17 protein-coding genes are annotated in these 13827 nt (G+C 69.6%); 7 read left to right on the forward strand and 10 right to left on the reverse strand.

Translation table 11 applies throughout. The annotated features are described in order from the left end of the window. Positions 1-112 precede the first annotated feature (112 nt). On the forward strand, positions 113-310 hold the full coding sequence (locus tag AWQ71_RS29830; RefSeq protein ID WP_157570660.1) for a hypothetical protein: 198 nt from the start codon (positions 113-115) through the stop codon (positions 308-310). Between the two features lie 145 nt (positions 311-455). Here AWQ71_RS29830 and AWQ71_RS29835 read toward each other — a convergent pair whose 3' ends face one another. The 3 genes from AWQ71_RS29835 to AWQ71_RS29845 form a co-directional block, all read right to left on the reverse strand. Further along, positions 456-2705 (reverse strand): N-acetylmuramoyl-L-alanine amidase, encoded by a 2250-nt coding sequence (locus AWQ71_RS29835; protein ID WP_157570661.1) that lies wholly within the window; start codon positions 2703-2705, stop codon positions 456-458. A 166-nt stretch (positions 2706-2871) separates the two neighbouring features. Next, on the reverse strand, positions 2872-3534 hold the full coding sequence (locus tag AWQ71_RS29840) for a CatB-related O-acetyltransferase (RefSeq protein WP_218002020.1): 663 nt from the start codon (positions 3532-3534) through the stop codon (positions 2872-2874). Between the two features lie 134 nt (positions 3535-3668). Further along, the gene (locus AWQ71_RS29845) at positions 3669-4952 is read right to left on the reverse strand and encodes an erythromycin esterase family protein (RefSeq protein ID WP_084259437.1); all 1284 of its coding nucleotides are present in this window, start codon (positions 4950-4952) and stop codon (positions 3669-3671) included. A gap of 431 nt (positions 4953-5383) precedes the next feature. Between AWQ71_RS29845 and AWQ71_RS29850 the strand changes: the two genes are divergently transcribed. Continuing rightward, on the forward strand, positions 5384-5947 hold the full coding sequence (locus tag AWQ71_RS29850; RefSeq protein ID WP_067139119.1) for a dihydrofolate reductase family protein: 564 nt from the start codon (positions 5384-5386) through the stop codon (positions 5945-5947). A gap of 219 nt (positions 5948-6166) precedes the next feature. Here AWQ71_RS29850 and AWQ71_RS29855 read toward each other — a convergent pair whose 3' ends face one another. From AWQ71_RS29855 to AWQ71_RS29865, 3 genes are all read right to left on the reverse strand, one after another. After that, positions 6167-6721 carry a DinB family protein gene (locus tag AWQ71_RS29855; RefSeq protein ID WP_067139123.1) on the reverse strand — a complete coding sequence of 185 codons (555 nt, stop codon included), beginning with the start codon at positions 6719-6721 and terminating at the stop codon, positions 6167-6169. Between the two features lies 1 nt (position 6722). Continuing rightward, positions 6723-6956 carry a hypothetical protein gene (locus AWQ71_RS42050; protein WP_067139126.1) on the reverse strand — a complete coding sequence of 78 codons (234 nt, stop codon included), beginning with the start codon at positions 6954-6956 and terminating at the stop codon, positions 6723-6725. A gap of 197 nt (positions 6957-7153) precedes the next feature. Beyond that, a complete protein-coding gene (locus AWQ71_RS29865) occupies positions 7154-7528 on the reverse strand; it encodes a nitroreductase family deazaflavin-dependent oxidoreductase (protein ID WP_067139129.1) in 375 nt (124 codons plus the stop codon). Positions 7529-7692: 164 nt separating this feature from the next. Here AWQ71_RS29865 and AWQ71_RS29870 point away from each other — a divergent pair, with 164 nt between their 5' ends. Next, positions 7693-8343 carry a TetR/AcrR family transcriptional regulator gene (locus AWQ71_RS29870; protein WP_067139132.1) on the forward strand — a complete coding sequence of 217 codons (651 nt, stop codon included), beginning with the start codon at positions 7693-7695 and terminating at the stop codon, positions 8341-8343. Positions 8344-8713: 370 nt separating this feature from the next. Here the strand turns inward: AWQ71_RS29870 and AWQ71_RS42055 are convergent, their stop codons facing one another. Continuing rightward, positions 8714-8866, reverse strand: a complete 153-nt coding sequence (locus tag AWQ71_RS42055) for a hypothetical protein (RefSeq protein ID WP_157570662.1) — start codon at positions 8864-8866, stop codon at positions 8714-8716. Positions 8867-8982: 116 nt separating this feature from the next. On the opposite strand from AWQ71_RS42055, the gene AWQ71_RS29875 reads away from it, so the two are divergent. From AWQ71_RS29875 to AWQ71_RS29885, 3 genes are read left to right on the forward strand one after another with little or no spacing between them, the layout of a single operon-like run. Continuing rightward, a complete protein-coding gene (locus AWQ71_RS29875; protein WP_067139135.1) occupies positions 8983-9417 on the forward strand; it encodes a helix-turn-helix domain-containing protein in 435 nt (144 codons plus the stop codon). Further along, positions 9414-10289: an alpha/beta fold hydrolase gene (locus AWQ71_RS29880; RefSeq protein ID WP_067139138.1), complete on the forward strand. Its 876-nt coding sequence runs from the start codon at positions 9414-9416 to the stop codon at positions 10287-10289. The genes AWQ71_RS29875 and AWQ71_RS29880 overlap by 4 nt, the downstream gene beginning before the upstream one ends. Next, a complete protein-coding gene (locus AWQ71_RS29885; RefSeq protein ID WP_067139141.1) occupies positions 10282-10650 on the forward strand; it encodes a DUF4180 domain-containing protein in 369 nt (122 codons plus the stop codon). The genes AWQ71_RS29880 and AWQ71_RS29885 overlap by 8 nt, the downstream gene beginning before the upstream one ends. On the opposite strand, the gene AWQ71_RS29890 is transcribed toward AWQ71_RS29885, so the two are convergent. Next, positions 10637-10822 carry a hypothetical protein gene (locus AWQ71_RS29890; protein WP_174550774.1) on the reverse strand — a complete coding sequence of 62 codons (186 nt, stop codon included), beginning with the start codon at positions 10820-10822 and terminating at the stop codon, positions 10637-10639. The two genes, AWQ71_RS29885 and AWQ71_RS29890, sit on opposite strands and share 14 nt — an antisense overlap. A 362-nt stretch (positions 10823-11184) precedes the next feature. On the opposite strand from AWQ71_RS29890, the gene AWQ71_RS29895 reads away from it, so the two are divergent. Beyond that, positions 11185-11841, forward strand: a complete 657-nt coding sequence (locus tag AWQ71_RS29895; protein ID WP_067139146.1) for a LysE family translocator — start codon at positions 11185-11187, stop codon at positions 11839-11841. A 361-nt stretch (positions 11842-12202) separates the two neighbouring features. Here AWQ71_RS29895 and AWQ71_RS29900 read toward each other — a convergent pair whose 3' ends face one another. Then, the gene (locus AWQ71_RS29900) at positions 12203-13042 is read right to left on the reverse strand and encodes an alpha/beta fold hydrolase (protein WP_067139149.1); all 840 of its coding nucleotides are present in this window, start codon (positions 13040-13042) and stop codon (positions 12203-12205) included. Next, a complete protein-coding gene (locus AWQ71_RS29905; RefSeq protein ID WP_067139152.1) occupies positions 13039-13638 on the reverse strand; it encodes a TetR/AcrR family transcriptional regulator in 600 nt (199 codons plus the stop codon). The genes AWQ71_RS29900 and AWQ71_RS29905 overlap by 4 nt, the downstream gene beginning before the upstream one ends. Positions 13639-13827 lie beyond the last annotated feature (189 nt).

The following is a 13827-nucleotide window of genomic DNA, read 5'->3' on the forward strand; positions in this document are numbered from 1 at the left end:
TTGTGATGCCGATGATCTGGCGATGGCGCTGACCGACATGTAATGATCACTGTTAGTCAAGTGCGAGGAGTGATTACGCGTGAAGATCGGCCTGAAGCGTACTTCCCGAGCAGTGTCAGTCGTCGTCGCCGCGGCCGCCGCCGCCGGCATCGTCCTAGGTTCGGGTGTGGCGTCGGCGCAGACCGTCATCAAGACCTATCCGTACACCACCGCGGGTGCGCGGGCCTGCCAGATCGACCTCAAGCTGGCCCCCGCCGGGTACTACTGCACCACGATCAGCAACCCCACGCGGTACGCTCTCGCGCACTGATCTGACGATCACGAATGCCGCCTCCGGACATCCGGAGGCGGCATTCGCCGTTTCCCGCGCCGACGACGCGGCGGTGATGACGGTGCTCAGCGGGTGGCCGAGTGGGGGGTGACGGCCGACCGGCCGTCACCCCCGCATGTCTCGGTCAGCTCTCGTCGGCGGATGCCGGGGGAGCGGCGGTCACCGGCGCGGTCGGCTCCGATGTCGCCGTGCCGTCCGCGTAGCCCTCCGCCGACACCGTCACGCGTACGGACAGGCGCGCGCCGCGGTCGTCTCCCTTGAGGTGATAGGTCTGCCCGGTCGCGTCCTTGACCGGGACGCCGTCACGCAGCCACTGGTACGCGACCGTCTCCGTCTCCGGCGACCAGGTGCCGGGTGACGCCTTCAGCGACCAGCCGATCTTCGCGACGCCGGTCACGGCCGGGGGCGCGGTGTTGAGCACCGCGGGCGTCCGCGCGTCGTTCAGGTCCACCTCCGTTGCCCGGACGAACACCTGCCGGTGGGCGTACCAGAGCTGGTAGTACCTGTCCTGGCCCTTGAGGTCGGTGCGGTCGCCCGCGGCCGACCCGTCGAACGTCGTCGCCCGGTAGTAGTCCGTGACCACGTCCTCGTCGCTGACGGCGTACGACTGCCCGGCCGGGATCTTGTACTCCAGCGCCGAGAGCGCCTGGACGGGGATGCCGGTGCCGTTGTAGGCGGCGGCCTCGGGATAGGCCCGACCGTAGATCGAGGCGGGCTGGGTCGCGGACGACTTCCCGGTGACCGTCTTGGCGAGCGTGCGGACGACCACGGGCTTGCCGGCCGGGTTGTGCAGCCAGGCGAGCGAGCCCGCCCACCACACGCCGAGCCAGTCGCCGCGGACCTCGGCGACGACGAGCTTGTGGCCGGAGGTGACGCGCGCGCTGATGTCGCTCGCGTAGGTCGTGCCGTCGGCGCCGTCCGGCTTCCACCCCGGGTCCTTGGCGAGCGGCGCGCTCTCGGAGGGCGACTGGCGGAGCGGGACGAAGTTCGTGCCCGCCCCGGGGACGCAGTCCGGCGAGTGCGGCGACGCCTGCGCGCAGCCGGTCACAGATTGCGGGTTGTCCTGGTAGCCGGCCCGCACCTCCACGACGTCTCCCGCCGCGACGTTCGCGGTGGCCTCCCGGGTGCCGCCGACGGGGGCGCCGAGCAACTCGAAGTAGTGGTCCCAGTCCCAGTACGGCCCCGGGTCCCAGTGGACGCTCTTGGTGTTGCCGAACACGGTCCCGGGCACCTGGTCGTGGCCGATGATGTGCGCGCGGTCCAGCGGGATGTCGTACTTCGTGGCGAGGTGCTTCACCAGCGCGGAGGAGGTCTGGTACATCGCCTCGGTGAACCAGCCCGCGGTCCCGGCGAAGCCCTCGTGCTCGATGCCGATCGAGTGCATGTTCACGTACCAGTTGCCGGCGTGCCAGCCGACGTCCTTGGCGTCGAGGTGCTGGGCGATGTGGCCGTCGGAGGAGCGGATCGTGTAGTTCCACGCAAGGTACGTGGGGTCCTGGGCGAGCTGCACCGAGGGTCCGTAATACCCCTCGGTGTCGTGGATGACGATGTACTTGAGCTTCGGGCCTCCCGGCCCGGTCCGGTCGGCGAGGTCGTGGTTGCCGTAGTCGGTCGTGCCGTCCGGCAGCGTGGGGGCGCCCTTGGCGTACGGCGCCTCCAGCCACTCGCAGTCGAGCCCGGCCGGGCAGTCCACGGCGGGGGCGACGGCCGCCTGCGCGCGGGGGAGCGCGACCGAGGGGTCGGCGGCGAGCGTCACCTTCTGGCCGTCGTCGGTGACGCGGCTCTCGCCCTTCTGGAGGGTCTGGTAGACCTGCCGGACGAAGTCGCTCCGTGCGCCGAAGCGCGCGACCGCGCCCTGCCAGGAGGCGAGGTCGTCGCCTGCCCGCTGTGTGGACGCGCGGCCGGAGGCGCCGGACGCGCGGTAGGACGCCAGCAACGCCGCGCCGCCGCAGATGTTGGCGTTCGACTCGCCGGTCAGGGCGGCGGCCGTCAGCCCGGTCAGCTCGGCCGCCGCCGCGACCTGGCTCTTCGCCTCGGTCGTGCGGCCCTTGCCGGCGCCGTCCCACGCCTCGGGCGTCCGGGTGTTCAGGTCGAACACGCCGTAGCCGCCGTCGCTGCTGGGCCCGCCCTGGTGCTGGTCCCAGCGCGACAGCATGTACGCCACCGCCTTCAGCAGGGACTCCGGCACGCCCGCGGCGCGGGACGCCTCGGAGAACGCCGCTTCTCTGCTGGGCGCGGACAGCGTCGCCGCGCAGGACACCTGTGCCTCGGGAGTGCGCGCTGATGTGGCGCCCAACGCGGCGGGCGCGACGGACAGCGACACCGTCGCCACCGCCGCGCCCGTGATCGCGACACTCCGGAGTGAAGATCTCACGTGATGTGACCCCTTCTCGTGCTGCCTGTGGGGGTTCAGGCCGGGTAATCACATCGCCGTGATGGCCTCTCACGCCAGGGCCGTCGGCAAATCTCGGCAAGATTGTAATTTTTCGCCAAACATGGCCGGGTGTATGAAAATCACCGTCTCGCCGGGGAGGCCGCCGCTACCGGCGGCCGGGCGCCGCCGCCTCGAGGTCGTCGATGCTGCCGGACATGATCGTCCGGAGGTGTTCGGTGATGTGCGGAAGCGGCCAGTCCCACCAGGCCAGCCGCAGCAGCCGGGCGACGTCCTCGTCGCTGTGGCGGCGGCGGATGAGCCGGGCCGGGTTGCCGCCGACGATGCCGTAGTCGGGGACGTCGTCGACGACGACGGAACCGGAGGCGATGATCGCCCCATTGCCGATGCGGACGCCGGGCATCACCATCGCCCGGTACCCGAGCCACACGTCGTTGCCGACCACGGTGTCGCCGCGTCCGGGGAGGCCGGCGATCAGATCCATGTGCTCCGCCCAGGAGCCGCCCATGATCGGGAAGGGGAACGTCGAGGGGCCGTCCATACGGTGGTTGGCGCCGTTCATGATGAACCGCACGCCCTCGGCGAGTGCGCAGAACCTCCCGATGATCAGCTTTTCCGGTCCGTAGTGGTACAGCACGTTGCTGGTCTCGAAAGCGGTCGGCTCAACCGGGTCGTCGTAGTAGGAGAACTCGCCGACCTCGATCAGGGGCGACGTGATCAGCGGCTTCAGCAGCACCACACGCGGTTGTCCGGGCATCGGATGGAGCACGGTCGGATCGGCGGGAACAGCCGGCACGGCACGGTGGGACATTGAGAACTCCTCATGAATGGGTGAGCGCTTACAGGATCCGGCGGATGTCAGCCGTCGGCGGTGGACGTTCCGGCGGGCGCGGCGCGAGGTCCACGAGGCGTCGAGGAGCCTCGCGCCGCGGCCGGTCGTGTCGATCAGAAGTCGACGGTGGCGTCGAGCGTCGCGGTGGGCGTGCACACGACGGCGTCGAAGGCCTGGTGAAGCGGGGTGTCCATCACGGCGCTCTGCGATCGGATCCGACCCGGCGACGCCGTCACCGGGTCCGGCCGACGCAGGTCGGTCACGGTGACGACCTCGCCGAGCCCGGCGTCGATCAGCGCTCGTTCCACGCTGCCGGGTTCCGGAGCGTCCAGGCGGACGGGTTCGACGGCGAAGCCGACCGGCGACCCCTCGGCCGGGACGCTCATCTCCGGCACCTCGCCGGCGGTGTGCGTCATGGCCACGGCGCGGTAGTGCGAGCCGAGTTCCCGCGCCAGGTAGTGGCCCATGGGCAGACCGGCGAGGTGGCCGCCGAAGGTGACAGGGGTCTTCTGTATGTGGTTGTTGTGCGCCACCAGCACGACCCGCGCGCCGACGCCGGCGCGAGCCAGGTGCCAGTGCACGCACGTCGCCATGAAGCGGTCGCGGACCGAGGTGTCCCCGGGCAGCCCCGCCCCGGAGAACAGGTTGTTCATGGCCTGGAGCATGTAGTCGGCGTGGCAGGCCGCGTCCAGCTGCCGCCGGGCGACGTCGTAGCGCTGCTGGTCACTACGGGAGACGTAAAGCGGCTCCAGCGCGCGAAGTCGCAGCGACAGCCGGGCCAGGCCCGCGGTGAGCGCGTCCCGTACCGCCGGATCGAGGCGTCCCCACTGGGGTGCCGACACGGCGGCCGACCCTCCGGTGATCTCGTCCGCGGTCCGCAGGACGCCCGCGACGAGGTCGCCGGCGTCCGGGTCGACCAGCCGCAGGTACTCGGCGACCGGATCGAGGTCCGGCCGCAGGGTGAGGGTGTTCGGCAGATCGATTCCGATGACCTGGACGGGGCGCGGCCTGCCCCGGTTGTAGTCGCGCAGCCAGTGCAGCAGCTCGCCGAACACGCCGAGGGTGAGCGGGCCGCTCAGCCGGGAGAGGTCGGACTCCTCGCCGTCGCCGGCGAGCCAGGGATTGACGGCGACCGCGTCGGCGGCGCCGAGTTCGAGCGCCACGTGCGTGAAGCCGTGCCGTTCAAGGAGGTAGCGGATGAGCCGCGCGCGGGCGAGGTTGAACTCGTGGACGAAGTGAGCTCCCTCGCCGATGCCCACAACCCGGGCGTCGGCGACCACGCCACCCAGTGGTTCGAGATCGTCGAGAAGCGGCTCTCGGGGATCGAGGGTGGTCAGGACGGCGGTCTGCCCCGCCTGGGTGTGGGTGAAGCGCGCTGAAGAGGCGCTGGACGTCATGGTGTGCACTCGTTTCTCTGCTGATGATGATCCGGTCATCCACGTGGTGAGAAACGCAGGGCGAAGCACCGGGATGCCCCCGGAATCCGGCTCGGCGCACGCCGAGCCGGCGCCGGAGTCATCGCGCTCCAGCGCTGCTGCGTCAGCTCACCGACCGGTGTCAGCGAAACAAGGTGCCAGGTACCATAAGTCGATCTTATCCGGCCCCAGCATCGGACGGCCCATCAGCGTCGCGCTCCACGCCCACGAGCTGTTCTGCCGTCTGGCGGCCCGAGCCGGGTTCCGGGTGTTCACCGTCAGGCAGGCACCGGCTGGTGTTCTCGCGGCGGACTGGCGTGGTGGTGAACCGGCCCTCGGTATGGCCTGACCGATGATTTTTCCGCGCCGTGTTGGTCTGTACGCCGAGTACCGACTCACAGGAGACTGACGCCATGCGGAAACTGACCTTCGGCATGAACCTGAGCCTGGACGGCTACGTCGCCGCGCCCGGAGACGACCTCGGCTGGAGCGTACCGAGCGACGAGCTGTTCCAGTGGTGGTCCGACCGGGTGGGCGCGACGGGCCTGGCGCTGTACGGGCGCAAACTGTGGGAGACGATGAGCTCCCACTGGCCGACCGCCGACCAGCAGCCTGGCGCAACACCGGCGGAGATCGAGTACGCCCGCCGCTGGCGAGACATGCCGAAGGTGGTGTTCTCCTCGACGACCAGCACGGTCGACTGGAACACCCGCCTGGTCACCGGCGACGCGGTCACCGAGATCACCCGGCTCAAGGCCGAGGACGGTGGCCCCATGGACATCGGCGGCGCCACACTTGCCGCAGCGGCCGCACGGGCCGGGCTGATCAACGAGTACGTGCTGGTCACCGCACCGGTCTTGCTGGGCAGCGGCACGCCGTTCTTTACGGCCCTGGACAACTGGGTGAACCTGACCCTGATGGAGACCCGGACGTTCCCCGACGGCGTACTCCTGACCAGGTACGAGACCAGGCGCTGAGTACCCGACCTCGGATCGGCCTGTGCTTCGGGCCACCCAAGGATCTCGTGGCGCTGTGTTCCGAGGCGATCGTGATACCCGCCCCGGATCACAGGCCGTGTATGTAAGAGCTTCACACCCGGCGCACCCAGCCGTTCGTGCGCCACCACGTCAATGTGCTGGGCCGCTACTCCTTCCGGCTGCCCGATCTGCCCGGCGGTATGAGGCCCCTGCGTGACGTCAGACGCCTTCGCGCAGGTACAGGTCGCGCAGCAGGCCGATCTCGCCGCCGTGATGCGCGACCTCGACCAGAGCGTGCAGCGCGAGCTTCAGATAGGTCTCATCGGCCCAACCGCCGGGGCCCATGCCTATCGGCGCCAACAGGCGCTTGTCGCCGAGGGCTGCGATCCGGGAGATGAAGTGCTCCCAGTCCTCGGCGAGCGCCTGGATGCCCTCTTTGGCGGTGCCCGGCCACACATCGCGGTCGCCGTAGTCGGGAACGTCGTCGAAGAGGTAGATCACGTAGCCGCGCAGGCAGAGGTTGCCGATGTGCCAGATGCGCCAGGCGATCGTCGTGACGGGGTCCGGCGCCTCCGGACTCGATTCCGGAAAGAGCGTGGCGACGCGGAAGAGGCCGTCGTCGCCGGGGCGGACGCCGATGCAGTCGCTGACCGGCTCCCAGTGGTACTCGGCGTCGGTCAGGTCCTCAAGGCGCTCGAACAGCCGGGATCGCGCGCGTTCGAAGATCGCGAGAATGTCCCGCGTGGCGGGGCCGGGCACGATCATGTCAGCCATGTCAACTCCAGGGCTCGGTGGTTTCGGGTCGGTCAGGATGATCAGGATCGACGGGTCGGCCGACTCGGTCACGTGCCGCCGCCTCGGCGTGTGTGGCCGGGTGCGAGCAGGCCTCGCGGGCCTGGCCGCGGCGGCGGGCCTTGGACTGCGCGCCTTTGGCCTTCACCAGCGCGCGGCGGCCAGCGAAGTCCAGGTCCTCGATGTTCAGCGGCAGGGTCCGATCGATCGACGCCACCCGAACCCCCGGAAACCGTCACCAACGGCACGGACACCGAGATCCTAACGACCAGCGATCACACCCGCGACCCGCTTCTGCCGTATTCCGGTGGCACCCCCGGTGAAGCGGGCTTCGCGAGGACCGCAGGTTCCCTTCTTGCGAAGTGGCTGATCCGGCCAAGATGCGCGGACACCCCACCCAGTAGGCGTCGATCGTCAGTGTGTGACGAGGTCCATGCGGAGGAACTCGGTGATGCGGAACAGCCTCGGCGGGCGCGCCACCTCATCGGGGAGGGCCTGGAACGCCTCGGCTTCCCCGACGAGGCGTGGGGTGGTGAGTTCCACCTCCCTGCCGTCGACCCGGAGCCGCGCACCGTCGGCCGCCAGGACGTTCTGCACCCAGTCCGAGCGCGATCCATACACCAGAACGAACAGGTAGCCGCCGTCGACAGGATGTGCGTCGAGTGGCGTGCGGTACGTCGCGCCGGAGGCGCGGCCGACGTGAATCAGCACCGGCCACTTCCCGCCCGCGATCGCACGAGGGTTGAACACCCTCTTGTTCACGTGCCCCCACCACTTCGGCATCGGCATCGGGATCTCCTTGTCCCACCCCGGCGGGGCGCGTCGCAGGTCAGGCATTCACCGAGCCGCCGGCTGATACCGGCCCCGGAGGACTTACATCTGTAAGGCGGCTTACGCATGTAAGGCTGGCTTACGCTTGTAAGGTTGTCAACCGCCCATGCCCCGGAGCCGTCGTGTCACCACCACCACAACCGCTCAGCAGAGGTCTCGTGCTGGAAGCCGCGATCCGGGTCGCGGATCGCGGCGGTGTCGAGGCGATCACGATGCGACGGGTGGCGCAGGAGCTGGGCGTGGAGGCGATGTCGCTCTACCACCACGTACCGAACAAGGACGCGATCCTCGACGGCGTGGTCGACATGGTGTTCGCGGCGATCGAGCTGCCCAGCGCCGAGTTCGACGACTGGCGCGACGCGATCCGTGCGCGCGCTTCCTCGGCACGTGCTGTCCTGTCTCAGCACAGCTGGGCTCTCGGCCTGATGGATTCTCGTCGCGACCCGGGACCGGCGACGCTACGCCACCACGACGCCGTCCTCGGCGTCCTGCGGAAGGCGGGGTTCACGCTGCCGATGGCCGCGCATGCCGTCTCGCTCATCGACAGCTACGTCGGCGGGTTCGTCCTCCAGGAGGCGAACCTGCCGGTGATGACGCCGGACGACGTCGAGGAAGTGGCCGGCGGCATCCTTGAGCACCTGCCGGCGGAGGAGTTGCCGTACCTCAAGGAGATGATCGTCGACCACGCCCTGCGGCCGGGCTATGACCACACGAGCGAGTTCGGCTATGGCCTGGACCTGATTCTGGATGGGCTCGAAGCTCGGCGGAGGTAGAGCTCCCGGCACCACCACGGTCGCCGGCCCGCGTTCCTGAACGTGAGAAGTGCCTTTGATGGACGCTGACAGGACCTCGGGCGAGCCCTGCGCCTTCCGTTCAAAGGCACTTCTCTTCACCGCATGTTCATCAGCAGCAGAGGGGTACATCGGCCGACGCGGACGATGCGACGGCCACGCCACCGGCCGTGGCGGACACGGCGAACAGCAAGGCAGCCGTCAGGCGTACGAACGTGCGCTTCATGGGATCTCCTTCGTTGGCAACAGTCGGCCACCTCGGTCCGGGGGTGGATCCGACGACGACCGCAACGATGCACGGCCGACCCTGGGCGACCCTTGCGAACAACCTTGAATCGGTAGCTCGGAACCGTCACACACTGATGATCGAGAGGTGGGGTGTCGGCACTCCGCCGTCGAGCCCGCCCGCGACGCCGCACATCGCCACGTACGCCGGCCCCCCGGCCAGGCCGGGGGCGATGGTGTCATCCAGGCGGGGCGCCGACAGGGCGCCGTTCAGGGACACGCCGACGGACCCGCTAACCTCAACCTTCCCTATCGTCATCTAGCCTGCGCAATATTGGGCGTTTAGGGAGTGATAGGGTATAAAACGTCATAAGGTGGGCCTCGGAGGGGGATGCGGTGGCGCAGCAGTACTACTCGGTCGACCAGGTGGCGGAGCTGCTTGATCTCCACGTCAGGACCGTGCGCGGCTACGTGCGGGACGGCCGGTTGAAGGCGACCCGCATCGGCAAGCAGTACCGGATCACGCGCGAGGATCTGGAAGCGTTCACCGGCGGCTCGGCGCCGTCCCCGTCTTCGTCCCCGTCCCCGGCGGAGCCGAGGGCCGAGGTGTCCGGCATCGTGCAGATCGACGGGATCGACCGCGACGCCGCGTCCCGCCTGGCCAACGCCCTCATCGCCACCGTCAACAGCCCGCGCACGGACGTTCGCCTGCACGTCCAGACCGTCTACGACGAACAGAGAGCCGCGCTGAAGGTCGTCATCCTCGGCGGCCTGGAGGACGCCGCTGAGCTGCTCAAAATCATCGAAGCGTTGATCGGACCATCGAAATGAGCGATATCTACAAATCCACCGAGGGCGAGCGCATTCTGCGGGAGCGCTACCTCGCCTACCTGGACCGATGGCCGGTGCCCGCCGACCGGCTGCGCGTGCCGACCCGCCAAGGGGAGACGTTCGTCATGGCGAGCGGTCCCGAGGACGCGCCGCCGCTGGTTCTGTTGCACGGCTCCGGCGCGAACGCCGCGATGTGGATGCCCGACGTGCCGGTGTGGGCGCAGCACTTCCGCGTTCTCGCCGTCGACATGATCGGCGAGCCGGGCCTGAGCTCGCCCTCGCGCGCGCCCCTGGACTCCGACGCCCACGCGCTGTGGCTGGACGACGTGCTGGAGGCGCTGGGCATCCGGAGCGCGGCGTTCGCCGGGACCTCGCTCGGCGGCTGGCTGGCCCTCGACTACGCCATCCGCCGTCCGGAGCGGGTCGAGCGGCTGGCGCTCCAGTGCCCGGCCGGGGTCGGCCGGCAGAAGTACGGTCTGCTGCTGGGGTCGGTGCTGCTGCTGCCGTTCGGCCGGTGGGGCAGGCGGCTGACAATGAACCGAGCCATGGGAGCCGCGTCAACCGGGGCGACGCCGGAGGACCGGGAGCGCAGCGAGTACGTGATGCTCGTCCATCGGAACTTCCGGCCGCGGATGGAGAAGCTGCCGGTCTTCGGCGACGACGCCCTGCGCGGCCTGACCATGCCGATGCTGGTCGCCCTCGGCGGCCGGGACACGCTGGTGGACTCTCACGAATCCCGCCGCCGCCTCCAGCAGGCCGTGCCGCACGTGAGGATCTCCTTCCTCCCCGAGGTCGGCCACCTGATCACGGACCAGACGCGGCCGATCCTGGAGTTCCTGCTCGCGCGGGAAGGAGCGGCATCCAGTGGCTGACACTCTGCGGGACTTCGGCGGCACCGCCGTCCTGGTGTGCGTGGCGGACGGCGATTCGATGCGTGAGGAGCGCGACGCGACCGACGTCATCGGCGAGGCCATGTACCTGGGCGCGGCCTGGGTGGCGGTGCCGGTCGAGCGGCTGCACGACGACTTCTTCCGGCTGCGCACCCGCGTCGCCGGCGACTTCCTCCAGAAGTTCGTCAACTACCGTCTCGGAGTGGCCGTCGTCGGCGACGTCTCCCCGTACACCGAGGCCAGTACGGCGCTGCGCGACTTCGTCCGCGAGAGCAACCGCGGCACGCACGTCTGGTTCGTCCCCGACACCGAGGCGCTGCGCCTACGCCTCACCGGGGCGTGACCCGCGCGTCACAGCTCATGCCGCGCGGGCTTCGAACCACATCGATCAGCCCCAATGCCATCCGCCGGTCGTACAGAGCCTTTCCGAAGGCCAGTGCCTCACGAATGGCGATCCGCTCCGGATCCTCGGCCTCGAACTCCGAACGCGTCCTACGGGTGTGGTAGCCGGCCATCACACGTGCCTTTCGAACGTCACAGCCACTGGGCCTCGATGATCACGTTCGCAGACCTTCTGCGCCCGTACCGCCCGGTCGATCTGCCTCTGATCATGCTGTCTGGTCTTGCGAAAGACCGTGAGCAACACGACTGTCCTCTCCGGAGTACACCAGAGTGCGGCGTTTCCACATGTTCCGTGTCATCGGCCCGGACCTGTGGGGCGTCAGCGGATGGGGACCGGCTCTGCCGCGGCGCGGTCGTCGAAGTCGCGGCGGGCCACGAGGATTCGCCGGGCGTGATCCATCGACCAGTCCGCAATGGCGAGCGTCAACGCAAAAGGCGTTGAACGGGCAGAACACGCACCACCATGATTCGCCTCATGGATCTCATCTCCTCTCTGCCCGCCTTCGCCCTTGCCGTGGTGCTGATCTCGGCATCGCCGGGCCCGGCGATGGCGCTGATCCTGCGCCGTGCGGCCCTGCACGGTTTCTCCGGCGCGGTGCCCACGGTGCTGGGCCTGGAGGCGGGCCTGTACCTGTGGGCGTTGCTCGCCGCCGCCGGGCTCACCACCCTGGTGGCGGCCTCAGAGGTGGCCTTCCTGATCCTGCGGGTGGTCGGCGCGGGCTTCCTGCTGTACCTCGGGATCAAGGCCTGGCGCTCGGCCTGGCGCAGCCGCGACACCGGCAAGGCGGCCGAGAAGGTGGCGGCCGGCGAGCAGGAGCCCGGCTCGCCACCGTCATGGTGGAGGGCGTTCGGCGAGGGATCGGTGGTGATGCTGGCAAACCCGAAGATCGCCGCCTTCATGATCGCGTTCTATCCGCAGTTCGTGCCGGCCGACCGGCCGCTGTTCGCCACGACCGCGCTGTTCGCCGTGCTCCAGGTGGCCGTCGAAACCGTCCTGTATCTGACGCTGGCGGCCGCGGTCGGGCGGGCCGGCGCGTGGTTCCGCCGCCCGATGATCCGGCGTCGGCTGGACGCCGTCAGTGGCACGGTCCTCGTCGCCCTGGGCCTGCGCCTGGCGGCTGAGAGCCGCTGACGATCAGGGCCGAGCAGCGGGCCCACTCCCGAAGGACCGGCCTACGAGGAGCAGGCTTGAAGTCGGTGCCGATGGTGAAGGCCAGCGGGATGAACGCCGCCAGCAGGCCGGCGTCGGCGGTCCTCGTTAACCCCGTGCCGGTGGCGTTTCCCGGCTTACCGTGCAGTTGGGCGCTTACGTAGTTGCCGTGGGCCCTGGGGAAAGATGGCGTGACGTCCCTGGTCGCCGGGCCGACCGCGTCGCGTCGTCGTCGCGTATCCCCGCTGTCCTTCGTACGAAGGGCCGATCGGTGTCTCGTATTTCGTGTGCGGGTCCAGCCGCCCGCATGACGACGTCCAGGACACGCTCGGCGTCAGTACAACTAGGCGCTCAGCACCTTGCGGAGCAGCTCGCCGAACTCGGCGGGGTGCGTGCTGAGGCCCGTGTGCCCGCCGGGGAAGTGGATGAGCTCCGTGCCGAGCAGCTCGGCCAGGAAGGCGGCGGAACGATAGGGGAGTTCACCGCCAGAGTCCGCTCCGCCCGCGAGCACGAGCCGGTCCGACAGGGCCTTCAGCCGATCCACGTCCGGGGCGTAGGCCATGAAGCTCGGCACGATACGCCCGATGAAGTAGGGCATGGCGGCCATCGTCCGCTCCGCTCGCGCCGCCGCCTGGGGCGGTAGCTCGGTGGCCGCCCGGACGTCGACGGGTGGGGCGCCGGGCCGTCGGAGGCCCGCCGCGAACTCGGCGACCGCGGGCATCAGCCCGTCCCGGTGGAACGCGTCCTGGACACGGGCGAGCATCGCGTGGTGCACGGCGGCGTCGGGCAGCACCTCCACCATCGGCGGCTCGTGCGCGACGACGCGTTCGACCCGCCCGGGATGGGTGGCGAGCAGGTGCAGCGCGACGATCGCCCCCGAACTGCAGCCGGCCACGTGGGCGGGCGCGTCCGGAGACAGCAGCTCCAGCAACCGGAACGCGTCGTCGGCGTGCTGCGCGACCCGCTGCCGGGCCTCCGGGTCGTCGAGCGGGCTGCGGGACAGGCCGCGTGGATCGTAGGACGCGACCGTGTAATCGGCGGCCAGGTCGTCGGCGACGCCGTCATAGGAGGCCGCACCGCCCGTGCCGCCGGGGATCAGCAGCAGGAGCGGGCCCCGGCCGCGCACCTCGTAGTGCAGGGTGGCGCCGTCCACGCGCAGGTGGTCGATGGTCGGGCTGGTCACGCCGGCTCTCCTTTGTCGTCGTCGTGTGCGGGCCAGTGCTCCAGGAGGGTGTGCAGGCCGTCGAGGCAGCGGGCCCAGGTGTCCTCCACTGGGCGCGCGTGCGCGAACCCTCCTGCGGCCTCGAGGCTGATGAAGCCGTGGAGCGTGCTGCGCAGCAACCGGACCGCGTCGGTCAGGTCAGGCTCGTCCAGTGCGTAGGCGCGCAACATGCTGTAGGTCAGCTCGACCGCGCGCCGCGGCCCGGGCGCCCGGGCCAGGAGCTCGGGATCGATCTGTATCGGGATCTGCGTCGCCGTGTACCGGCCCGGGTGGTCGTGGGCGTACTGCCGGTAGGCGTTCGCGTACGCGACCAGCGCGTCCTTCCCGGCCCGTCCGGCGATGGCCTCCGCGATGCGGATAGTCTTCTCGTCCGCCGCCAGCAGTGCGATCCGTCCGCGCAGGTCCTCGAGGTTGCGGACGTGCGCGTAAAGGCTGGCGTCTTTCACCCCGAGTCGTCGCGCCACCGCGGACATGGTCACGTGGTCGAGCCCGACATCGTCCGCCAGTTCGGCGCCGGTGAGTGTCACCCGATCCGCCGTCAATCCGGCCCGGGCCATGGCGCACACCACCCTTCTCCTAGAATCCTTTGGCTTTGTCTAGTATCTCTAGTTTAAGCCTTGGGGTCCAAGGATAGTGGGCCAAGCCACATGTTGAGCAACTGGAATATGCGGTCGCCCACCCTCGGGAGCCATGGCCAGGAGTGACGCCCTCCGGCGCGGACCGGCGCGCCGAGATCAGGGGAGAGC

This window comes from Microtetraspora malaysiensis (assembly GCF_001528665.1).
Taxonomy (GTDB): domain Bacteria; phylum Actinomycetota; class Actinomycetes; order Streptosporangiales; family Streptosporangiaceae; genus Microtetraspora_A; species Microtetraspora_A malaysiensis.